This is a genomic window from Bifidobacterium sp. ESL0819, from assembly GCF_052606245.1.
Map to the genome: position 1 here is coordinate 126170 of NZ_CP199587.1, position 20701 is coordinate 146870.

The following is a 20701-nucleotide window of genomic DNA, read 5'->3' on the forward strand; positions in this document are numbered from 1 at the left end:
CCCAGGCCGGCAAAAATCAATGGAATAATCCGCTGCCAGGGTATGACTATGGTCAGATCCGTACCGTAACGCAGGAAGACCAAGCCAAGAGCCAACATGGTCAGAGCCAAAAGTCCAACCAGGGCGCCAAAAATGATAGTAGGCAGGCTGGGGCCGCTAGGACGGACCGGCTCCGGCGGCTGCATCCGAACCTGGTATATCGGGGGTGCCTGTGATTCACGCGCCTCCGATGGAGCGGATCCGACCGGCATGACCTTGGTGGTGCGCTCCTGGCGATCCAGCGGCTGGCCTCCTTCTGGTTGCTGCATATCAGTCATCTTCCTGATCCTCCCCAAACTGCCATGGATTGTAGCTATAATCCCAATATTCATTGATCAAGCCGCTGTAGAGCTGCGCCCGCTTCGGCTGGGTGGCACTCCCCTGGGCTTGCACGGTGACCCGTGCACCGGCCATGAGATTGGCTTCGACGATCAATTCGGGATCGTCGGGCATATGCCACTGATCCTCCTTGGACGCTCGCAGGGCTTCCTCCCAATTGCGTCGTTCAGCTGATGACGACGTATTGCCCCACCACATCCGGTTTCCCTGTTCCGTCTCGGTTATCCAGTCAGCCGCGCCCGATCCCAAGACCCTGTAGAGGTCGGTGTGTTCCCTATAGGACAAACTGCATCCCTTGGGAATGAGCAGGCGAACGTCAGCATAGGCCACAGCCAGGCGGACGGTGCCCGTCGGGCAGCCTGAGACTGTGCTCACCGCATCATCCATAATCTGAACGCGATGGGTGCCGTGTTCCTGCTCATAACCAGTCAGGTCAATGACGGCACTTCCCCGATCCTGCGGATCTCCAACCAGCGCGGTGCCGCGGCGGTAACGCCTCATGTCTGCACTGTTCGCCCCCAACAAGCGCCCATAGTTGTTGCCGTTAACTTGAACTGTGGAGTAGTCGGCCAAGATCCTGCGGTTCTGGGTTTGCTCAATGCCTGGTATGGCCGAACCGGCAGCCAGAATCAGGACAGCCAGACAGGCCATCAAGGCAATGGGGGTCAATCCTCCTGACCTGCGGCCCATCAAGCCCAGGATCAGTATGACCACGCCAAGTATCAGCGTGACGCCTCCAGCCCAGACCAGAGCATAGGTCAAGGCCGCATTCAATCCGCGATAGGGGTTCGTGGCCATCCACCAGACCCCTGCTCCGGAGACCAGGATCAGTCCTGACAGAAGACTGACCAGCACAGGTCCGGCGGGGCGACGTCGCAGCCGGGGCGGAACCGACGGAGCCTTGCGGGCTATTCCCGGCACTGTCGAGAATGATCTGGCTGTGCCATAGCCCGGCCAGGCACTGAATCCATACGACTGATTCATGCTCCCAGCAGGTTCTGCAGGGCATTCTGCCTCCGTCCAGCCTCCGGGAGCTGCACCAGCGATGGGATTGCCCCCATCCTGCATATTATTCGAATCGCTGCCGGCGTTTGCCGAATACTCTGTCTTAGCGATGGGCCCGAGAGAGGTTACCTCCCCCTGTTGCTCCAAAGTTCCATACGAATCGGAATGCCCTGGCTGGTCCTTGTATCCCTCTGTGCTCGCATTGCTGTCTGTCTGCGTATTGCTTCGTGTCCCTGTGTAATCCTGGTACCCCTCATACCCCGAAAAACTTGGGTACCCAGGCTGATTCGGACGCCATTGCGAATCTGCGCCACTCGGCCGTTCCGAATACTGAGGTCCCATCACCCAAGGATCGCCCGAAACCGGCCTGCCTGCATCCGGCCCAGCCCAGTACCCTCTTTGGTACTCCAGGGCCTTATTGCGACTCCACCGGATGAAGAGATACAGGATCAGGGCACCGAAGGCCAGTGAAAAGATTCCGACTCCAGGAATCAGGATGGCCAGCAACCAGTAAATGATGATGCCCACCATGGAAGCGTGCCAAATCCCGTGAATCAGCTCCTGGGCGATAATGACTCCACGCCGGTCCGGCAAAACGAACCAGGCAAAACCGTAGAAGGCGGCACCGGTGCCGAAGAGAAAGACCGCCAAAATCATCAGCGCTCTGACCAGGGTCACGCTCCAGCCCAGCCGACGGGCCAAGGCTACGCAGACGCCTCCGATCCATCCTTGGTCGCGGATCAGGTAGGACTCCCTGCAGGCGCGGAAGAACTTGTCGGACTTCCGCTGCCAGCCGTTATCAGGGCCATTGCCGTTCATATCGCTGCTCATATCTTCATTACAACACCCTACGAGCGTAAATCTTATGGGGGAACACCCTGATTCGACCCTGATTTCTTCCGCTTATTGCCTTGTCGGCACCTTCCAAAAACGATAATGGAAACATGAACGCACCCATGCAGGAACAGCAAATGCTGAAGGAACCACCTCCTCTGCACCCTGCGCGAATGCCCCTGATGAGGCCGCACAAGGGCAGGATCCTGTGCGGAGTCTGCAAGGGCGTCAGCCTGCACCTGGGCATTCCCGTCTTCTGGATACGCCTGGTCATGGTGCTTATGGCTCCCAAAATGATCACCTGCGTGATCTACTGCTTTCTTTGGTTGACGCTCCCCCAGGGCGATCCCACCCAGGCAGTCCAACCGAATGACCCGAAGTCAGCTCCGCTGGCGCCCAGCATCCTTATTGAACAGCCAGATCAGAAGGAGGGCCACGGCATCAGTCCTGGGCGGATAACCAGACTGCTGGCTGGCCTGGGCATCATCCTCCTGCTGACTGCGGTCTTTCTGCTCAACAGCGGTATGCGTCCCGCCTTTGTCGTCCCCTGTCTGCTTTTCTGCGCAGGACTGGTTCTGGCCTGGCTGAGGCCGGAAAACCAAGGAACCGGCTATCACCTGCCGACCCTGATAGGCAGCCTGGCCCTGATCCTGTCTGCTGCGGTGATCTTCCTGCTCTCCACCCAGGAATTGCATTGGGCCCTGACCCTGATAGTCCTGGCCGGCCTGCTTCTTGTGGGCGTGACCGCAGTGGTCGTGCCCTGGGTAGGCTCGATCCTCAGCCAGCTGGGCGATGAACGAGCCATGAAGGAACGCGAGGAAGAGCGGGCCGATATGGCGGCCCATCTGCACGATGGCGTCCTGCAGACCCTGGCCCTGATCCAGTTGCATGCCGACGATTCGCATACCGTCTTCTCTCTGGCCCGATCCCAGGAGCGCGATCTGCGCAACTGGCTCTACCAGGAACGCACGCCCTCAGACCGATCCGTCAGCACCGGACTGAGCCAGATAGCCGCACAGGTGGAGGACGAATCCGGCAAGCCGATCGAGGTGGTCACCGTGGGCGACGCCATGCCCTGCGCCCAAACTGATGCCCTGCTCAACGCGGCCCGGCAGGCCCTGGTCAATGCCGTAACCCACGGTGGTGAACCCATATCCGTATATTGCGAGGCCCGCAGGAATCAGGTTGAAGTCTATGTGCGCGACCACGGTTCGGGCTTCGATATGAATGCAATTCCAGCTGATCGCCTGGGAATCCGCGAGTCCATCATGGGCCGGATTCAGCGGCGTGGCGGCAGGGTCGAGATCGTCTCCCGCCCTGGCTGGGGCACCGAAGTCAGGATGCACATGCCGCTGTCCGAGGCCAGCCAACACAAGGAGGGCAAGGTTGATCAGGCTGAAAAAGGGACCAAGGCTCAGCAATGATAGGATGCATGATGAACCATTCATTCACAGACGCATGCCGGTCCGATCCCAGCCACACCTGAGGACCCCACGTCGGGAAAGGCGGGCTGAACAACGCCCATGACCACGACTGCAAAAGAGCCCCATCAAGCCAAGGATGCCCCTGAATCCCGTGACAGTGGGTCTGCAATCATTCGCGTGGCCGTCGTCGACGACCATGAGATGTTCCGCACCGGCGTCATCACCACCCTGCAGCCGCATTTCCACGTCGTGGGACAAGCGGCAGACGTGGAGTCATCCATTCTCATGGTCAGGCAGACCCGTCCCGATGTGGTCCTGCTGGATGTGCACGTGCCCGGCGGCCAAGGCGGGGGAGGCGCAGAAATTCTCAGCCGCTCCCATCCCTTATCCCCCAGGTCGGTCTTTCTGGCTCTTTCCGTATCCGACTCGCCCAGGGATGTGGGTTCGGTCATCCGCGCCGGAGCCCGCGGTTACGTCACCAAGACCATCTCCGCCAAGGACCTGGTCTCCTCAATCCGCCAGGTTCACGAGGGGTACGCAGTCTTCTCCCCCAAGCTGGCAGGATTCGTGCTCTCCGCCTTCCAGGAGGACGAGGCAGCGGATGCCGGTCTGGCAGAAAACGACGAACTGGATCGGCTCTCCGCGCGCGAGCAGGAGGTCATGCGCCTGATCGCCCGCGGCTACACCTACCGCGAGGTAGCCTCCGAGCTGTTCATCTCCATCAAGACGGTTGAGACCCACGTCTCCAACGTCCTGCGTAAGCTCCAGCTATCCAACCGAACCGAACTGACCCGCTGGGCTGCCGACCGCCGCATCGTCTGAGAGTCCGCTCAACAGGCGATGCCGCGCTGACGAAGAAGCTGACGCAGACTGCTGATGTCACGGGCAACAATCCCCTCCATACCTAGTCTGTCTGCCATAGCCACATGCTCAGAGTCCATATCAACGAAGATCGTATGCCTAGGGCTGATGGCGAAACGACGCAGAGCCAGACGATAGAAGAGCGGATCGGAAAGATCCAGATGCTCCTGGGATGAGATCAGCGCACCTTTCAGAGCAGAGAGGGGCAAAAGGGCCTCTGACGCCGCTTCGGTCAGCTGACTGGTCGTTGCCGCCAAGCCCCAAAGGGTCAGGCCAGCTCGCCGCAGATTCTTCAGCAGATCCGATGCTCCAGGGAGCAGGCCCTTTACTGCTAAGGTGTAGTTTTCCAGACAGACGCGAACCACCCAAGCGACCGCAGGCCCGTGAGTTGTTTCATAATCGGCCAACGCCTGCTGCGGATCCACGCCCAGATTGATCTGTTTGCTGACACAGGCGAAGCCCCAAGGGTCATCCGGATCCAGCACCATATCGACCACCCCGTCAGGGTACTGCCCGATCAGGGCTCGGCGCAGGTCCCAGTCCACTAGGATCCCAGGCAGAGCGAAGAGAATGCTACCGCCTGGGGCCACTGGATCGGGACGGTCCTCGCTGAACAGCTCTTCACCTGGCAGGTCGCCCGATACGCCTTGGCTTAATCCCTGCTGGAACTCCTGATGCTGCCTTGCCATGCCCCCAGAATAAACATCTGGACCTACAGGCCTACGGCAGAATCCAGTCGGCACGTGGTCAATCACTAGGTGAAGGCCGCGGCTTGGATATATTGAAGTCAGCAATGGTCGAATTTTACATTTTGCGACCTGCCCAGGGGGAAGTCCCGCCTGGCACGAAAGGAGCCGTTATGCGTCGGCTGCTGCTCACATCCTCATTCTCCGCTACCGCAGGCAAGCTGCCCGCTTTCCTTGAGGGCTCGCCCAAGAATCATACGGTGGCCTTCATACCCACAGCCAGCCTTCCACAACGTTCAGATAGTTATGTCCAGGAGGCTCGTCAGGCTTTCACCGACATGGGCTGCCGGATCGACAACCTGGAAGTCTCGACCGCCGATCCGGAAACCATACGCCAGAGCCTGCAGGAGGACGACCTGATCTATCTGTCCGGCGGCAACACCTTCTTCCTGCTGCAGGAGCTGCGTCGCTCAGGTGCTGCTGATCTGATCAGGCAACAGGTGGATCAAGGCAAACCCTATATCGGTGAATCAGCAGGCGCTGTGGTAACCGGTCCCGATATCGGCTTCCTGGATGCCATGGATCCGCGCTCGGCCGCCCCGGATCTGGACTCAACCGCCGGGCTGGCCCTGGTGGACTTCCGCCTCCTGCCCCACCTTGATTCCGAGCCCTTCACCGAGGTGACCAGAAAAATTCTGAACCGCTACGGCGACGACAGGCCCATGGTGGCCATCGACAACACCCAGGCTGTGGCGGTCTGTGGGCAGTGCCTGACCATTCTTTAGAGAACGCCAATCAGCGGCAGAGGCCTTCCATGACCTGGCGGGCCTGATCCAGACGATCACCCGGACAGAGCAGGATGACACCGTCTCCGGCGAGCAGCCGCAGATCGCCAGCAGGAATCAACCTATGCTCGCCCCGACGAAGACCGATTACGGCGCATCCATGCGGCCAAGGGACCTGCCCCAACAGACGACCAGCCGCCGGACTGCCATGCTCTACGGGAAACTCCACAGTGACCCTGTCAGGAACCTGTGCGTCGGGAGCATGTCCGCGTCGATAACGCTCCAGCAGAGCCTCGTAAACAGGTTCGACACCCAGCAAATCGGACACCATCAGGGCAGTGAAGGCACATAGAGCCACGGGGAGCATATGAACCAGGGATCCAGACATCTCCACCGTCAGCAGGATGGAGGTTATGGGAGCCTTGACCGAAGCCGTCAGGGTGCCTGCCATGGCGCAGACCGCGCAGACCGGAATAATCCGGACGGGCATTCCCAGGGCGGCTGCGCCCATACCGCACAGGGACCCAGTCAGCGTGCCAACTGCCAGGATGGGCATGAAGATGCCACCGGGTGCGCCGCTGCCGAAGGAACTAGCCGTGAAGAGCATCTTGACCAGAAGCAGAATCAACAGGTTGACGGCCCCCGACCAGGCCAGCTCGCGAACGCCTTCCGCCCTGCCGATCAGGTCCTCGCCGCCACCCAGGACGGCAGGCAGCAACAATCCGACCGGCAGGGCGAGGAAGAGAGAGATCACTGATCCCAGCTTCGAGGGCAGGTGACCGTAAAGACTCTGCGCACCCAGCAGCAGGCGGTTCATGGCAGCTCCCACAAGGCCGGCCACCAGCCCAAGGGGGATCATCAGCAGATACTGGGCGATGGTCAGCTGTGGCATAGCAGTGAAGTCCAGGACAGGACGCAGACCGAAGCGGTTCTTGGCGATGAAATCGGCGCTCAGACAGGCCATGGCCGCCGAAAGGAGGATCATGGGAGAAAAAGACCTGTGAATCTCCTCCAGAGCGAAGACCATCCCCGAAAGCGGCGCATTGAATGCCGCAGACAGACCGGCAGCAGCGCCGGAGGTCACCAGGCAGGTCTCCTCCACATGGTCTCGGCGCAGTCCACGGGAAACCAGCTGGGAACCGGCCGCGCCGATCTGCACCGAGGGACCCTCCCGCCCCAGAGAAAGCCCGAACATGCCGCAGGCCAGACCACCCAGGAATCGCACACCCAGCACAGGCAGAGCAGGCATGCGCATGCCGCGGATGACCACTCCCTCCACCTGCGGAATACCGGAGCCCGAAGCCATGGGAACCCGCCTGACCATCCAGGCCAGAACCAGACCTACCAGCAGGGCGGCCAGCAGCCAAGGAAGAATCATCAGTGGCTGGTCATGCATCTGCGCATAGACCCATCGAGCGAACCTGGTGGCATAGCCGATGCCCTGCCGGTAGAGCACTACCAGCACTCCCACCAACAGTCCGCAACAAGCAGCCCTGAGTGCCACAAGCCACCGGCTTGCTCGACCCGGTCTGATCGCCTGCATCGGGTCGGCAGAGCCGGCTTGATCCGTCTTATCTGCCGATGGTCGTCTCCAAGACAGATTCAGCCTCACCGGCCTGCTCCTTCTCTCCTGCTCAAACAACGGTTCCAGCATCCCTCAGGGCAGAGACCAGAAGCAATGACTGAATAGGCGATTCCACCTCTCTGGCAATATGAACACCTGGGATACCAGCTTGCGGGCAAGATCCGGCAGACAGGAACCAGGCAGGCAGACTGACACGTCATCAGCGCCCAATGGCAGAGCCGTCTGTTCATCAGTTGCCGTCAGGCTGCCATCCAGGACGACAGTGTCCACCTGGCCGTGATGATCCACAAGATCCAGCAGCGAGACCCGGCCCGGCACTGTATCCAGACAGTCACGCAGGGTGGCAGCCGAAGCCATGTGCAGCCTCCGGCATCCGACCAGTGCTCGCACCTGGCGCAGATCAGGACGCGTTATGCCCTTGGCCACCAGGAGTATCAGCAAGCCTCCAGCATCCTCCAGCACCAGGAATTTGGACAGGTTTTCAACAGGCAGCCCCAGAATGTCGGCAATGCCCAGTTCCAAGCCCTGGTCGATGGTGTCCAAAGGCGGATGCTGAACGACGCGCCAGTTCGCTCCTACTCCGTCCAGAAGCTCTCGCACAGCCATGGGGGCAACCCGGTTCCCCGTGTCAATTGATCTTTTATCCCTATCGTCCGGAGCGCCAAGGGCTGCTCTGACTACCGATTCAGTACCGCCATTCCTGAAACTCATGGGCGCCTTTTCAGTCGTTGGCCACTTCCGAGTCGGGCTTCAGCTCCTCCTCCTTCTGGCCTATCCTCTTCCTGTCTATGCGATAGTAAGCATTGAAGAGGCCGCCGGAGGTCAGCAGGAAGACAAGGAGAACCAGCATCCATATATTCTCCGCGGCATCATATGTCTCAAGCAGTTCATAAGAGGATGAGATCATCTTCAGCCAACCTGCAACTGACACGAAGTACCAGGCAGTCGCCTGGTCAAGAAAGCTTAGCGCCCGTCGGCGCTCGGACCTGGTTCTCGTAGCCTGACGAAGGATTTCATGCCCGCGTTTGCGCTCCAAGTGGATCTTGACGATGGGGGCCAGCCACCACCAGGGCGAGACCTCATCCCAATTCTTGCTGAGCTGATCAAAGTCGTCCAGGAGCTCCTGATATTCCTGCAGTTCCATAAGCCCTTGGAAGAGTGGAAATGTGAAAAGCAACCAATCCCCGATCAGAGAGACAATGGCGATGAATTGATCCACGACCCGACCTTTCCCTTGCAGAGTCGGCACCCAAGGGTCGGCTCGCGTGATTAAGCATGGCTACCATGCATCATTGTAGGCACGAAGTTTCAGCCCAACCCGCTGTGCAACCGCTGACCTTAGGGCCGAGAGCATTAAGATTCAGCCAATACAAGAATGCCCCGGATACAGCTCCGGGGCACCAATCAGGCGGACAGGGCGGGATTCGAACCCGCGGTGGCTTGCGCCACAACGGTTTTCAAGACCGTCTCTTTCGGCCGCTCAGACACCTGTCCATAAGACGTGCCGAACAGGCACGCCACTCATCATACGACATCAAGGCTCGTCCAACCACCAGCGGAATGTCGGCCAAGCCTATCAGAGAAGGCTCAGGCCTCCCAGGTCTTAGGCTCGATGACCTCCTTGCCGCCTACATAGGAGCGCATGGCCTCGGGGATGACGATGGATCCGTCGGCGTTCTGATGGTTTTCCAGGATGGCGACCAGCCAGCGAGTGGTGGCCAGGGTACCATTCAGGGTGCTGACAGGACGGGTAGAGCCGTCATCCAGCCGTTCGCGCTCATTGAGGCGGCGGGCCTGGTACTCGGTGCAGTTGGAGGTTGACGTCAGCTCGCGGTAGCGACCCTGGGTGGGCACCCAGGCCTCGCAGTCGAACTTGCGCGCTGCCGAGGACCCCAAGTCTCCTGCAGCGGTGTCGATGATCCTGTAAGGCACGTCCACCTTGGCCAGCATCTCCTGCTCCATGGCCAGCAGCTGCTTGTGCTGGTCGCGGGAGTCTTCCTGCTTGCAGTAGACGAACATCTCCACCTTGTCGAACTGGTGGACGCGGATAATGCCCATGGTGTCCTTGCCGGCGGAGCCAGCCTCGCGCCGGTAGCAGCTGGACCAGCCGCAGTAGCGCAGCGGACCTTGGCTCAGGTCCAGAATCTCGTCCTCGTGCATGCCGGCCAGAGGGACCTCGGAGGTGCCCACCAGATACTGGTCGTCGGGCTCACGCAGACGATAGATCTCGTCGGCATGAGCGTTCAGGAAGCCGGTGCCAGCCATGACCTCGGGCCGGACCAAGGTGGGTGTAATGGTAGGAATGAATCCATGCTCCATGGCCTGGTCCACGGCCATGGTCAGCATGGCGATTTCCAGCCGGGCCACTTCCCCACGCAGGAAGTAGAAGCGGGAACCGGAAATCTTGACGCCCCTGCGCATGTCGATGCCAGCCACGCCCACGCCCAGGTCCAAGTGGTTCTTGGGTTCGAAACCCTCCTTGGCGAAGTCACGCGGAGTGCCGACCTTCTTGACCACCACGTAATCGTCCTCGCCGCCCTCGGGCGCTTCGGGCTCCACTACGTTGCTGAACTTCCACATCAAATCGGTGTACCTGGCGTTGGCCTCGTCGGAGGCTGACTTGCAGGCGTTCACCTTCTCGGACAGGTCCTTGGTCCGGGCCAGAAGGTCGGCTTTCTCATCAGGAGACGCCGAGCCCATGCGCTTGCCGAGCGACTTCTGCTCAGCCCTGCAGCTCTCGTAATCCTGGAGCGCAGCCCTGCGCTCGCTGTCCGCCTTCAGCACCTCGTCGACGAGTTCCACCGATTCGCCGCGTTTGCGCTGTGATTCACGGACAACATCCGGATGCTCCTGAATGAACCTGATATCTAACATATTTGAATTGTATGACTTTCAGGAGACACGGAAACCGGCCTCGCATACCTCTTTCCGAGCGTTATGGCCTCTGCCGCAACCAGCGCAGCCACTGCCCCGACCAGCCAGGAAGAGCAGCCGCGATGGAAGGCGACCAGGAACCATCCGTCCCTTATATGCGTCTGCCAGGCATCATTTGCCGAATACCGTCTTGCGGAACCGCTTGCCGGCGGGAGTGCCTGCAAGTCCGCCGATGCCGGTCTCCCTCAGTGCTGAGGGCATGCTTTCGCCTATGGATCTCATGGCTGCGATGACCTCATCCGGCGGAATCCTGCTGACGCCACCTGACAAAGCGATATCAGCAGCAATCAAAGCGTTGGCAGTACCGATGGCGTTGCGGTTTACGCAAGGGACCTCCACCAGGCCGGCCACAGGATCGCAGACAAGTCCTAGCAGATTGCTCATGGCTATGGCGAAGGCCTGGGCACTGGCATCAGGATCGCCTCCTGCACCTTCAACCGCTGCAGCAGCAGCCATGCCGGATGCGCTGCCCACTTCCGCCTGACAGCCTCCTGTAGCTCCGGAGATCATCGCCTTGTTGGCTGTAACCAGCCCGAAAGCGCCTGCCGTGAACAGGCAACGGATCAGCCCATCGTCATCCAGTCCCAGTCGGTTCTTGAGCACGGTCAGCACTCCGGGCAGAGTTCCCGAGGAGCCGGCTGTAGGCGTCGCGCAGATGATGCCCATGGCCGCGTTCACCTCATTGGTAGCCATGGCGGCCTCAACGGCCTGCAACATGGCATCGCCGCTCAGGCTGGTTCCTGTCTTCCGGTAATGCGCCAACTGAGCCGCCTGGCCACCGCTCAGCCCGGTCTTGGAAAACACGCCATCTCCCTGGGACCCCTTGGCCACGGCAGCCTGCATGACCTGAAGGTTCTTGGCCATTCTCGCCCAGATCTGCTCACGAGTCCGGCGGGAACTCCGCGCCTCCTCGTCGATGGCCACTTCAGATATCGACGAGCCGCGCTCTTCGGCCATACTCACGAGTTCAGCGATCGAAGCGAACATGCGCCATGCCTCCTAGTCGATATAAATCATGCGGGACGAGTGACCCGCGATCTGCTTCTGCCGCTGAGTAGACAGCGGGTTGTCCAAATCGAACTCGTAGACCGCCATGCCGGCCGGACCTTCAGGCTCGTATCTGGTCTCCTTGGTCACGCCCTCTTCGCGAAGCAGATCACGTATGCGCTCCAATCGCCGACCGGCGACGTTTTCGGATTCATCCGATTCCACCAGCAGGATGGGCAGAAGCCCTGGAGGAGTGATCAGACATCCATCCAAGTTGATGCGTCGCACCTCAATGGTCCCGCCCCCGATGGAACAAGCCGCATAGATCACTCGACCGGCTGGGCCCTGCAAATCCAGGACGGCGGTGTTCGGATGGTCGATGGGGCTGGGCTCATCCTCCTCGTGGAAGGTCAGATCCATGCCCTGCCTGCGGGCGATGCCGATAGCATCAGGCACCCGAGGGTCATCCGGGGCAAAACCTAGAAGGCCGCTGATGATGGCATAGTCGGTACCGTGGCCGCTGTGCGTGCGAGCGAAGGAATCATAATAATGAATATCAGCACGGCTTGGAACACCCCCGGCAAGGATGTGGCCAACCCTGCCAATGGCCACTGCCCCAGCCGTATGCGAGCTGGAGGGTCCAATCATGATGGGACCTATGATGTCGAACACGCTCTTGTACTTATCCATGCCTGCCTCCTCTTCCCATACCCCCGGGCTTTCCCAGGCTTCCAGCGCGCGAAGCCGTTGCAGCTCCAGACCGAAGGGACCACATGGACCGAATGACATCATAACGTTGCGGTTTCCCTAACTCAATCAGCTCATACTGTCAGCGTGATTGCTGTAGAGGGTTCGTTCACGTCGGACACACCCAGGAAAATCGGGTCGGCACCGCGCGCACAATGGAGGCATGCCAATTCCAGCGGTCGTCATCCTCGGCATCCTGGCGGTGGCGGCCATTGTCGTCACGGCGGTGGTGCTGATTGTCCGTGCCCAAAGGCGGCATAGGTTCGCCATGCAGATCCTGGCTCGGGACGACGACCAACTCAGCTATGCTTTCGTCATCAACCCCTCCAAACCTCAGGCCGCCGCTGCCCGCGAGCGCATCCAGCAATACTGCCACGACAAGGGCATCCGCGAATTCAGCTTCATCGAAACCCGGCTGGATAGGGACGGGAGAGCTTGCGCCCGCATGGCATTGGACCGTGGAGTCAACGTAGTCGTAGCCGTGGGCGGGGACGGAACCGTGCGCACAGTGGCCAGCGCCATGGCATCCAGCGACCATGTCATGGGCATCATCCCCATTGGGACCGGCAACCTCTTCGCACGTAACATGGGCATACCTGTGGGCGATCTGGACGCCGCCCTGGCCGTGGCTACCTCGCACGGATCCACTCAGGTCGACGTAGGCCGCATGGCCCTGCTGGACGAGAAGGATCAGGAGCGTCGGCGCGGCCATGCCTTCCTGATCATCGCCGGCATCGGCTTCGACGCCCTGATGATCGACGACACCGATCCCAATCTGAAGAAGACAGTCAGCTGGCTGGCCTACTTCATCAGCGGCGCCAAACATTTGTTCGCGCCCAAATACACGGCCGACATCACCATCACCCGACCCGATCAGGTCACACAGACCAACACCTCAGTGACCTTCCGCACCTTCATGGCCGGCAACTGCGGGGAGATCCCAGGATTCTCCCTGATGCCCGACGCCTCCTACAAAGACGGCATCCTGGACTTCGAGATCATCGACACCTCAGCAGGCCTGATCGGGTGGGCCAACCTCTTTGGTGATGTAATGCATCAGACCATCACCCGCAAGGCCAGCCAGAGCCCTTTGTCGACCAACTCCACCATCGTTCAGCTGCAGGGATCCAAGGCGGAGATCCGCCTGGAGAAGCCCGCCCTGGCCCAGGTGGACGGCGACATTCTGGGCGAGACCCGCCATCTGGCGATCAGCGTGGAGCACCGGGCCCTGAATGTTCGCGTGCCCCGATCAGACTGAAACCGGACGACCGCCTCCCCCCCCCCTCGCCTGTCATCTTTCTCATGCCGGGGTGGCATGATGGGAGCCATGACAGCACAGAACGCGGGCAGGCCCGCCAGCCCAGAAGATCTGATCAACGTCGACGATCTGATCGGCAAGTACTACGATCTCATCCCCGACCCTTCAACTCCCTCCCAGCGGGTGTCCTTCGGCACCTCCGGACATCGTGGCTCCGCTCTGACTACCTCCTTCAACGAGGCCCACATCGTGGCTATCAGCCAGGCCATAGCCGAACAGAGAACCAAGGATGGGGTCACTGGACCTCTCTATTTGGGCCGCGACACGCATGCCCTCTCCCTGCCGGCCTGGAAGACGGCCATCGAGGTCCTGACCGCAAACGGCGTACGGGTGCGCATCGACGCCAACGATGACTACACCCCCACGCCCACCGTCTCCCAGGCCATCCTGACACACAACCGGGCGGCCGATGGAACCCAGCGCTTCTCCGGCAAGGACCTGGCTGACGGCATTGTGGTCACCCCTTCCCACAACCCGCCCACCGATGGCGGGTTCAAGTACGACCCGCCCACTGGCGGTCCGGCTCCGGCCGAAACCACCAACGCCATAGCGCGACGGGCCAATGAGCTCCTGGGCAGCTATAGGCAGGTCAAGCGGATACCCTTCGAAGATGCCGTCAAGTCCGACCTTGTGGAGCGCTTCGACTACCGGGAACATTATGTGGCCGACCTGGGCAATGTCATCGACTTCGACCTGATCAGATCCTCGGGGGTCCGCCTGGGCATTGATCCTCTGGGCGGAGCCTCGGTCAATTACTGGCCGCTGATCAATGAAAAGTACGGTCTGAACATCGGTGTCATCAACCCTGAGGTGGATCCGACCTGGCGGTTCATGACCATCGACCACGATGGGAAGATCCGCATGGATCCCAGCTCCCCCTATGCCATGAAAGGCCTGGTGGATCGTCTCAATGCAGGAGCCTGGGGCTCCTATGACCTGGTCGGAGGCACGGATCCGGATGCTGACAGGCATGGCATCGTCTGCCCAGGAACCGGAGTCATGAATCCCAATCACTACATCGCCGTCTGCGTGGAATACCTCTTCTCGGGCAACCGACCCGGATGGCCCCAGGGCTCCGGCATAGGCAAGACCCTGGTGTCCTCCTCGCTGATCGACCGCGTGGCCGCTTCCATCGGCGCCAGGCTGATCGAGGTGCCTGTGGGCTTCAAATGGTTCGTCGACCCCCTCTTCAAGGGCGAAGTGGCCTTCGGCGGCGAGGAGAGTTCCGGGATGAGCTTTCTGCGCCGGGACGGCCATGTCTGGACGACGGACAAGGACGGGCTGATCCCGGACCTCTTGGCTGCCGAGATTACAGCCAAGACCGGAAAGAACCCGGCCCAGCTCCACCAGGAGCAGGTGGATCGCTTCGGCCAAAGCTGGTACAAGCGGGTGGACACCCCGACCACCTTGGAGCAGAAGCAGAAGTTCACCCAGCTGAACGGCGACGATGTGGCGGCCTCCACCCTGGCTGGCGAGCCCATCACTGCCAAGCTGACCGAAGCCCCGGGCAATGGCGCCAAAATCGGTGGCATCAAGGTAACCACCCAGAACAATTGGTTCGCTGCCCGCCCCTCCGGCACCGAGAACATATACAAGGTCTACGCCGAATCCTTCGTCTCCCCTGAGGCCCTGGACCAGGTCCTGGACGAGGCCGGCCAGGTGGTCGCCAAGGCCCTGGGCTGATCTGCAGACAAGACCGCCTGCCCTCCCTCCCCCGCATCAGTCATCACTGACGCGGGGGTTCTCTATCTCCCTGTCTAGGCTGGAAGCCATGACCAATGGCAAGAATCTGGTCGTCTCGACCGATGGCAGCGCACTGAGCAATCCCAACGGCCCCATGGGCTGGGCCTGGGCCGATCATGAGGACGGCGACGCGGATGCAGGAGGCGCGAGCAACGGCACAAATCAGATCGGCGAACTGTGCGCCGTGCTGCAGGCGCTGCGAGCCCACCCAGGCGAGCGCCCGCTGGTCATCGAAACCGACTCCCAGTACGCTATCAACTGCTCCACAACCTGGGTGCCCGGGTGGAAGAAGAAAGGCTGGAAGAACTCCCAGGGCAGGCCTGTCAAAAACAGGCCCCTGATCGAAGCCATCGACCGGGAGATCCAGACCCGGCCGGGATCAGTCAGGTTTGTCTGGGTCAAGGGTCATGCCGGCGACGTCTTCAACGAGAAAGTGGACACTCTGGCCCGTGGCTACGCTACGGCAGCAGGCAGGGGCGACCGAGAAGGATGTCTGCCCATCGAGGGCTGGCGCTCGCTGCTGGCCTCACCCTATGCCAAGGGCACGCAGGTGCCGTCCGCAGTCAAGGCTGAACTGGACGGAGGACCCCAAGTTCTGGACAAGTTGGGTCGCAAGAAGGCTGGCCTGGACCAGGAGGAGCAGAAAGACCTGGCCGAAACCGCCATCGAGTCCAAGGCTGTGGATGCCGATCAGGCCGAGTCGGTGAAAGAAACATTCCCAGGGTCGCCAAAGGCACAGGACGTCGAAGAGAGCCAAATCACAGCAGCGACAGGATCGGAGCCGTCGGATTACCAGCAGACAGCGGACGCAGAAGATGATGCGACACCTGAGGCAGTCGATGGCACACCCGCCCCTGATCTACCCGATGGTCAGGAGGACGAAGTCTCATCTGCTTTCGACAACATTTCGGACACCGACCCGGTTGAACGGGAGGCCAAAAATTCAGGCGCTCGAGGACTGAGAGCCAGCGGCCGCATCCGCATCACGCCGCCCCCGTCCGGCAGCAGCATGTTCACGGGGCACGACCTGCATATCGTCGGCAGCATCGATCTGGACGCGGCCATTGACCCTGACGGCTACGTGACCATACGGGAGGCGCCTTTCCGCCTGCACGCCATCGAAGTGGAGGATTGAGCGGCTCATGAACCGTCAGGGGCCATCATCTACACTGGAGTGAACCTGAACCAACAAGACCCGCAGACACCAGCGGTTAAACGCATGCGGGCATAAAGGAGCGTGTATGGACAAGACCGAGCAGGACAGACTGAAGAAAGCCGCCGGCATCGAGGCAGCCAAACTGGTCGAGAACGGCATGACCGCCGGGCTGGGCACCGGATCGACGGTCCGGTTCTTCGTCGATGAACTGGGACGGCGCGTCAAGGAAGAGGGTTTGGAGTTCACCGGGGTGACTACCTCACGGCGGACCAAGGAACAGGCCGAGAGCTATGGAATTCGCATCGTCGACATCGACCAGGCGGACCATATCGATGTCACCATCGATGGCGCCGACGAGGTTGACAAGGACTTCAACGGCATCAAGGGCGGAGGCGCAGCCCTGCTCTGGGAGAAAATCGTGGCCGTCAATTCTCAAAGGATCGTCTGGATCGTGGACGAGTCCAAGGTGGTCGACACCATCGGCCGCTTCCCCCTGCCAGTAGAGGTCATCCCCTTCGGCGAGCGCCACGTCCTGGACCGCTTCAAGGAGCGCGGCTATAACCCGGTACTGCGGCTGGACGGCCAGGGACATCCGGTTCTGACCGACGAGCACAACCACATCATCGATCTTCATTTGGACCGGATTGAACACCCGCAGGATCTGGCTCAGGACCTGATCACCACTGTGGGCGTCGTGGAACACGGCCTCTTCCTCAACATGGTTGACACGGTCATCGTGGGCGATCCCAATGGCCCCCGAGTCATGACCAACGCCAACAAGTGATGATCAGCGATCATCCAGCCTCTCAGCTGGCGGCACGCTAAAACAGGTCGAGAGCATTACTGGCCTCGATGACTGGCGATGATATATATGAAGCCTCCCGCATCCATCCGGTGCGGGAGGCTTCATCGGCCTTAGCAGGCCCATAAGTCATAAAGCTACTTGCGCTGGTGACGAGTCTTGCGCAGCAGCTTGCGGTGCTTCTTCTTGCTCATCCGCTTGCGGCGCTTCTTGATGACAGAACCCATCCGAGCCTCCGATCCTTAGTTACCTGGAAGTGTCCAACTTGCTTATCGTACACCGGTTGCGGGACGATCAGAGCGGGAAGGCCTTGTAGAAAGCCTCCAGCGCCGTCCGCTGACCTTGGGCGCGGAAAACCACCGTATCATTCTGCCAGATGACCAGGGCTGTGTGCGCATCGTCGCCGTCAGCCTTTTCCAAGTAGGATCCGGTGACCGTGCCGCCGCTGCGAACCTTGCCTGAGGCCAGCTCCTTGCCGGACATGCCCGTGGACAGACTGTCATAGAGCGCCTTGGCATCTTCACTCCTGGACCACTGAGCCAGGTGGAGGGTCACATCCCCGCCGGACTTGCCGGAAGAGTAGACCAGGTTGTACTCCTCGATAGGTGTATGGGTGCTCCACTCGCTGTCGGAATCCGCTTTGACACGGGCGAAATCGCCCACCGTATCAGGCATGGCCTTGAGCAGCTCGGAAGCCGAATCGGGCAAAGGAACGGCCGTGGCCTTGGGACTGGCTTGCGAGGGTCGGGAGGAAGCGGAGGCCGGAGTCTGAGCACCGGGCTCTTGGCTGCGCACCGCCCAGTGAGGCCAGACGAAGGCCGATAAGAGCACCAGGACCACCGCCGCCGCCAGGGCAATAACCAGACCGATCCGTTGACGACGCTTCCTGGCATGCGCGGAGGAGTCGGATGAAGAGGACAGGGGTGCAGAAGGATTCTCAGCCATGACCCCATTCTCTCATGAGCAGGGTGTCGGCACTGCGAAGATGGCGTAAAAGCCTGGCTTCTCGTCCCTGAATCCCGATAGCGTGCAGGTATGGCCAAGACGACAACGCAATACGTGTGCACGGAGTGCGGGTGGACCGGAGGCAAGTGGTTCGGACGCTGCCCGGAATGCGGCCAGTGGGGAACCATCGAGGAATTTCACGAAGCACGTGTCGTAGGTGCAGGCGGGGGTCTATCCTCCTCTGGCGGCAGCCATACGGCACCTGCGCCCCCGAAGACCGGGCTGGCCCGGCCCATCACCCGTGTAAGCACGGATCAGGTAAAGCGCATTCCCACAGGATTCGAGGAGTTCGACCGAGTCCTGGGCGGGGGGATCGTACCCGGGTCGGTCATCCTCTTGGCCGGCGAGCCAGGCATCGGCAAGTCCACCCTTCTGCTGGAGACCGCCGGCCGTGTGGCCGACCGGGGCGGCGAAAGAGGCAAGGTGCTCTACCTGTCGGGCGAGGAGTCCCAGGCCCAGGTGCGGATGAGGGCCAGCCGAGTGGATGCGCTCAAGGATTCACTGCTGCTGGCTTCAACTACCGACCTGGCCACGGTGCTGGGGCTGATTGAGCGCGAAAAGCCGGCACTGGCCATTGTGGACTCCGCCCAGACCATCGTCTCCAGCCAGGTCGACGGCATCGCCGGAGGCTCCACCCAGGTACGCGAGGTAGCCATCAGCCTGATCGACATGGCCAAGTCGCACGATATCCCCATCCTCTTGGTAGGCCACGTAACCAAGGACGGCTCCATAGCCGGGCCGCGGACCCTGGAGCATCTGGTTGATGTGGTCTGCCAGTTCGAGGGCGATCCCCAGACCGCCCTGCGCCTGCTGAGAGCCGTCAAGAATCGGTTCGGCCCCACCGACGAGGTGGGCTGCTTCGACATGAGCGAGCAGGGCATTGAGGAGGTCAGCGATCCCACCGGGCTCTTCCTGTCCACGGCTGGACAGGAGGTGGAGGGCACCTGCGTGACCTTTACATTGGACGGCCACCGCAGCCTGCCTATCGAAATCCAGGCTCTGGTCACCTCCTCTGTTCTGCCCACTCCCCGTCGCAACACCAACGGGATCGACGCCAACCGCCTGGCCATGCTGGCTGCGGTGCTCTATCGCCACGGCCGCGTCAACCTGCTGACAAAGGATCTGTATGTATCCACCATCGCCGGTGGGCTGGCCAAGGAGCCCGGATGTGATCTGGCCATCGTGGCCGCCCTGGCCAGTGCAGCCAAGTCCCGGCCCATCCTGCGCACGACCTGTGCCATGGGCGAGATATCTCTGACCGGGCAGGTCAGGCCGGTGCCGCAACTCAACCACCGGCTGCAGGAGGCGGCTCGGCTGGGATTCACCCGAGCGCTGATCCCGCCTGATCGGCGCTCAAGAGACCGAAAGCCCATCCAGGGCCTGGAAGTGGTCGAGGCCACCAATCTATCCGAGGCCCTGGCTGCTCTGGGACTGGGCTGAGCCCGGCGACGGCTCGTCCCGTGTCGCACAATACGGCGCCATCCTGCCGACTCGTTAACCTGCCGGACTAGGATGGAGTCGCCGGAAGACCGACACCCATCATCATCGCGAGGAGCAGATCAGCATGACCATCTTCACTAGGAAAACCATACGCCGGCTGACGGCGGCCGCACTCACAGCAGTCACGCTCATGGCCGGCGCAGCCTGCGGCTCCTCATCGAGCAGCGGCGGGCAGTCAGCAACCAAACAGGACATTACTCAGCAGACCATCCATCCCGGCACCCTGACCATTGCCACCGGAGACCCGGCTTACGCCCCCTACGTGGTGGGCAACAAGCCTGAATCCGGCAAGGGCTACGAGGCAGCCGTGGCCTACGCAGTGGCAGAGAAAATGGGCTTTGACAAGGCGCACATCACCTGGACCAGGACCACCTTCGATGCCGCCATCGCTCCGGGGAGCAAGGACTACGACCTGAACATCCAGCAGTTCTCCATCACCTCGGAGCGCCGACAGGCTGTGGACTTCACTCCCAGCTATTACAACTCCACCCAGTCGTTAGTCGTCAAAAGCAGCTCTCCATATGCTTCCGCAACCTCTCTGGCCCAGATCAAGGACGCCAAGATAGGAGCCATGGTCGGCTCCACCTCCTACGAGATGGCCCACAAGCTGGTCAAGCCTGACATCGACACCTTCAACGACGACGTGGCTTCATCCCAAGCCTTGGATGCCAATCAGATCGACGCGCTTGTCGTGGACACTCCCTCAGCCGTGACCATGGTCGATTCCGGGCAGGTCAAGAACGCCAAAATCCTCGGGCAGATCAAGGGTTCACAGGACCCGGAGGGCATGGGCATGGTCCTGCCCAAGGGATCCAAACTGACCCCGGCCGCTTCCAAGGCTGTCACGGCCCTGAAGAAGGATGGAACCTTGGACAAGCTGCAAAAGCAATGGCTGCACGTCTACACCTCTCTGCCTACGCTGGGCTGAGAAAAGAAAGGAAACCTTGTCGT

19 protein-coding genes and 1 tRNA gene are annotated in these 20701 nt (G+C 60.9%); 9 read left to right on the forward strand and 11 right to left on the reverse strand.

What is annotated here, in order from left to right:
• Positions 1–309: 309 nt before the first annotated feature.
• Positions 310–2214, reverse strand: a complete 1905-nt coding sequence (locus ACUIAD_RS00555; RefSeq protein WP_445343344.1) for a PspC domain-containing protein — start codon at positions 2212–2214, stop codon at positions 310–312.
• Between the two features lie 140 nt (positions 2215–2354).
• Here ACUIAD_RS00555 and ACUIAD_RS00560 point away from each other — a divergent pair, with 140 nt between their 5' ends.
• Together ACUIAD_RS00560 and ACUIAD_RS00565 are read left to right on the forward strand one after the other, a co-directional pair.
• Positions 2355–3641 carry a PspC domain-containing protein gene (locus ACUIAD_RS00560; RefSeq protein ID WP_445343345.1) on the forward strand — a complete coding sequence of 429 codons (1287 nt, stop codon included), beginning with the start codon at positions 2355–2357 and terminating at the stop codon, positions 3639–3641.
• A gap of 201 nt (positions 3642–3842) precedes the next feature.
• Positions 3843–4463 (forward strand): LuxR C-terminal-related transcriptional regulator, encoded by a 621-nt coding sequence (locus ACUIAD_RS00565; protein WP_445343837.1) that lies wholly within the window; start codon positions 3843–3845, stop codon positions 4461–4463.
• Positions 4464–4471: 8 nt separating this feature from the next.
• Here ACUIAD_RS00565 and ACUIAD_RS00570 read toward each other — a convergent pair whose 3' ends face one another.
• On the reverse strand, positions 4472–5191 hold the full coding sequence (locus ACUIAD_RS00570; protein WP_445343346.1) for a hypothetical protein: 720 nt from the start codon (positions 5189–5191) through the stop codon (positions 4472–4474).
• A 170-nt stretch (positions 5192–5361) separates the two neighbouring features.
• Here ACUIAD_RS00570 and ACUIAD_RS00575 point away from each other — a divergent pair, with 170 nt between their 5' ends.
• Positions 5362–5973, forward strand: coding sequence for a Type 1 glutamine amidotransferase-like domain-containing protein (locus tag ACUIAD_RS00575; protein ID WP_445343347.1), 612 nt, complete (start codon positions 5362–5364; stop codon positions 5971–5973).
• 10 nt (positions 5974–5983) lie between these two features.
• Here ACUIAD_RS00575 and ACUIAD_RS00580 read toward each other — a convergent pair whose 3' ends face one another.
• The 7 genes from ACUIAD_RS00580 to ACUIAD_RS00610 all read right to left on the reverse strand — a co-directional run bounded on the left by ACUIAD_RS00580 (position 5984) and on the right by ACUIAD_RS00610 (position 12169).
• A complete protein-coding gene (locus ACUIAD_RS00580; RefSeq protein WP_445343838.1) occupies positions 5984–7516 on the reverse strand; it encodes a ClC family H(+)/Cl(-) exchange transporter in 1533 nt (510 codons plus the stop codon).
• Positions 7517–7630: 114 nt separating this feature from the next.
• Positions 7631–8269 (reverse strand): YbaK/EbsC family protein, encoded by a 639-nt coding sequence (locus ACUIAD_RS00585; protein WP_445343348.1) that lies wholly within the window; start codon positions 8267–8269, stop codon positions 7631–7633.
• Between the two features lie 10 nt (positions 8270–8279).
• On the reverse strand, positions 8280–8777 hold the full coding sequence (locus tag ACUIAD_RS00590) for a hypothetical protein (protein WP_110452520.1): 498 nt from the start codon (positions 8775–8777) through the stop codon (positions 8280–8282).
• A 190-nt stretch (positions 8778–8967) separates the two neighbouring features.
• A tRNA-Ser gene (locus ACUIAD_RS00595) sits at positions 8968–9052 on the reverse strand.
• A 93-nt stretch (positions 9053–9145) separates the two neighbouring features.
• On the reverse strand, positions 9146–10432 hold the full coding sequence (serS, locus tag ACUIAD_RS00600) for a serine--tRNA ligase (RefSeq protein WP_445343349.1): 1287 nt from the start codon (positions 10430–10432) through the stop codon (positions 9146–9148).
• Between the two features lie 171 nt (positions 10433–10603).
• Positions 10604–11479: an L-serine ammonia-lyase, iron-sulfur-dependent, subunit alpha gene (gene sdaAA / locus ACUIAD_RS00605; protein ID WP_445343350.1), complete on the reverse strand. Its 876-nt coding sequence runs from the start codon at positions 11477–11479 to the stop codon at positions 10604–10606.
• A 12-nt stretch (positions 11480–11491) separates the two neighbouring features.
• Positions 11492–12169 carry a serine dehydratase beta chain gene (locus ACUIAD_RS00610; RefSeq protein ID WP_445343351.1) on the reverse strand — a complete coding sequence of 226 codons (678 nt, stop codon included), beginning with the start codon at positions 12167–12169 and terminating at the stop codon, positions 11492–11494.
• Positions 12170–12389: 220 nt separating this feature from the next.
• Here ACUIAD_RS00610 and ACUIAD_RS00615 point away from each other — a divergent pair, with 220 nt between their 5' ends.
• The 4 genes from ACUIAD_RS00615 to rpiA all read left to right on the forward strand — a co-directional run bounded on the left by ACUIAD_RS00615 (position 12390) and on the right by rpiA (position 17227).
• Positions 12390–13484, forward strand: coding sequence for a diacylglycerol/lipid kinase family protein (locus ACUIAD_RS00615; protein ID WP_110452523.1), 1095 nt, complete (start codon positions 12390–12392; stop codon positions 13482–13484).
• Positions 13485–13553: 69 nt separating this feature from the next.
• A complete protein-coding gene (pgm, locus tag ACUIAD_RS00620; protein WP_110452524.1) occupies positions 13554–15227 on the forward strand; it encodes a phosphoglucomutase (alpha-D-glucose-1,6-bisphosphate-dependent) in 1674 nt (557 codons plus the stop codon).
• 88 nt (positions 15228–15315) lie between these two features.
• Positions 15316–16422: a ribonuclease H family protein gene (locus ACUIAD_RS00625; RefSeq protein WP_445343352.1), complete on the forward strand. Its 1107-nt coding sequence runs from the start codon at positions 15316–15318 to the stop codon at positions 16420–16422.
• A 106-nt stretch (positions 16423–16528) separates the two neighbouring features.
• A complete protein-coding gene (gene rpiA, locus ACUIAD_RS00630) occupies positions 16529–17227 on the forward strand; it encodes a ribose-5-phosphate isomerase RpiA (RefSeq protein ID WP_445343353.1) in 699 nt (232 codons plus the stop codon).
• Between the two features lie 155 nt (positions 17228–17382).
• Here the strand turns inward: rpiA and ACUIAD_RS00635 are convergent, their stop codons facing one another.
• Positions 17383–17472: a 30S ribosomal protein bS22 gene (locus ACUIAD_RS00635; protein ID WP_004268639.1), complete on the reverse strand. Its 90-nt coding sequence runs from the start codon at positions 17470–17472 to the stop codon at positions 17383–17385.
• Between the two features lie 67 nt (positions 17473–17539).
• Positions 17540–18190, reverse strand: coding sequence for a hypothetical protein (locus ACUIAD_RS00640; RefSeq protein WP_445343354.1), 651 nt, complete (start codon positions 18188–18190; stop codon positions 17540–17542).
• 90 nt (positions 18191–18280) lie between these two features.
• Between ACUIAD_RS00640 and radA the strand changes: the two genes are divergently transcribed.
• Together radA and ACUIAD_RS00650 are read left to right on the forward strand one after the other, a co-directional pair.
• Positions 18281–19690 carry a DNA repair protein RadA gene (radA, locus tag ACUIAD_RS00645; RefSeq protein WP_445343355.1) on the forward strand — a complete coding sequence of 470 codons (1410 nt, stop codon included), beginning with the start codon at positions 18281–18283 and terminating at the stop codon, positions 19688–19690.
• A gap of 124 nt (positions 19691–19814) precedes the next feature.
• Entirely contained in the window at positions 19815–20678 is an 864-nt protein-coding gene (locus ACUIAD_RS00650; protein ID WP_445343356.1) for an ABC transporter substrate-binding protein, read from the forward strand.
• Positions 20679–20701: the final 23 nt, after the last annotated feature.

Excerpts from the sequence above, each read along its gene's own strand:
- ACUIAD_RS00570 (WP_445343346.1), bottom strand. The coding sequence starts at position 5,191 with ATGGCAAGGCAGCATCAGGAGTTCCAGCAGGGATTAAGCCAAGGCGTA.
- ACUIAD_RS00555 (WP_445343344.1), bottom strand. The coding sequence starts at position 2,214 with ATGAGCAGCGATATGAACGGCAATGGCCCTGATAACGGCTGGCAGCGG.
- ACUIAD_RS00650 (WP_445343356.1), top strand. The coding sequence starts at position 19,815 with ATGACCATCTTCACTAGGAAAACCATACGCCGGCTGACGGCGGCCGCA.
- ACUIAD_RS00625 (WP_445343352.1), top strand. The coding sequence starts at position 15,316 with ATGACCAATGGCAAGAATCTGGTCGTCTCGACCGATGGCAGCGCACTG.
- ACUIAD_RS00585 (WP_445343348.1), bottom strand. The coding sequence starts at position 8,269 with ATGAGTTTCAGGAATGGCGGTACTGAATCGGTAGTCAGAGCAGCCCTT.
- ACUIAD_RS00580 (WP_445343838.1), bottom strand. The coding sequence starts at position 7,516 with ATGCAGGCGATCAGACCGGGTCGAGCAAGCCGGTGGCTTGTGGCACTC.
- ACUIAD_RS00640 (WP_445343354.1), bottom strand. The coding sequence starts at position 18,190 with ATGGCTGAGAATCCTTCTGCACCCCTGTCCTCTTCATCCGACTCCTCC.
- serS (WP_445343349.1), bottom strand. The coding sequence starts at position 10,432 with ATGTTAGATATCAGGTTCATTCAGGAGCATCCGGATGTTGTCCGTGAA.
- rpiA (WP_445343353.1), top strand. The coding sequence starts at position 16,529 with ATGGACAAGACCGAGCAGGACAGACTGAAGAAAGCCGCCGGCATCGAG.
- ACUIAD_RS00635 (WP_004268639.1), bottom strand. The coding sequence starts at position 17,472 with ATGGGTTCTGTCATCAAGAAGCGCCGCAAGCGGATGAGCAAGAAGAAG.
- sdaAA (WP_445343350.1), bottom strand. The coding sequence starts at position 11,479 with ATGTTCGCTTCGATCGCTGAACTCGTGAGTATGGCCGAAGAGCGCGGC.
- ACUIAD_RS00560 (WP_445343345.1), top strand. The coding sequence starts at position 2,355 with ATGCTGAAGGAACCACCTCCTCTGCACCCTGCGCGAATGCCCCTGATG.
- ACUIAD_RS00615 (WP_110452523.1), top strand. The coding sequence starts at position 12,390 with ATGCCAATTCCAGCGGTCGTCATCCTCGGCATCCTGGCGGTGGCGGCC.
- ACUIAD_RS00610 (WP_445343351.1), bottom strand. The coding sequence starts at position 12,169 with ATGGATAAGTACAAGAGCGTGTTCGACATCATAGGTCCCATCATGATT.
- ACUIAD_RS00565 (WP_445343837.1), top strand. The coding sequence starts at position 3,843 with ATGTTCCGCACCGGCGTCATCACCACCCTGCAGCCGCATTTCCACGTC.
- pgm (WP_110452524.1), top strand. The coding sequence starts at position 13,554 with ATGACAGCACAGAACGCGGGCAGGCCCGCCAGCCCAGAAGATCTGATC.
- ACUIAD_RS00575 (WP_445343347.1), top strand. The coding sequence starts at position 5,362 with ATGCGTCGGCTGCTGCTCACATCCTCATTCTCCGCTACCGCAGGCAAG.
- radA (WP_445343355.1), top strand. The coding sequence starts at position 18,281 with ATGGCCAAGACGACAACGCAATACGTGTGCACGGAGTGCGGGTGGACC.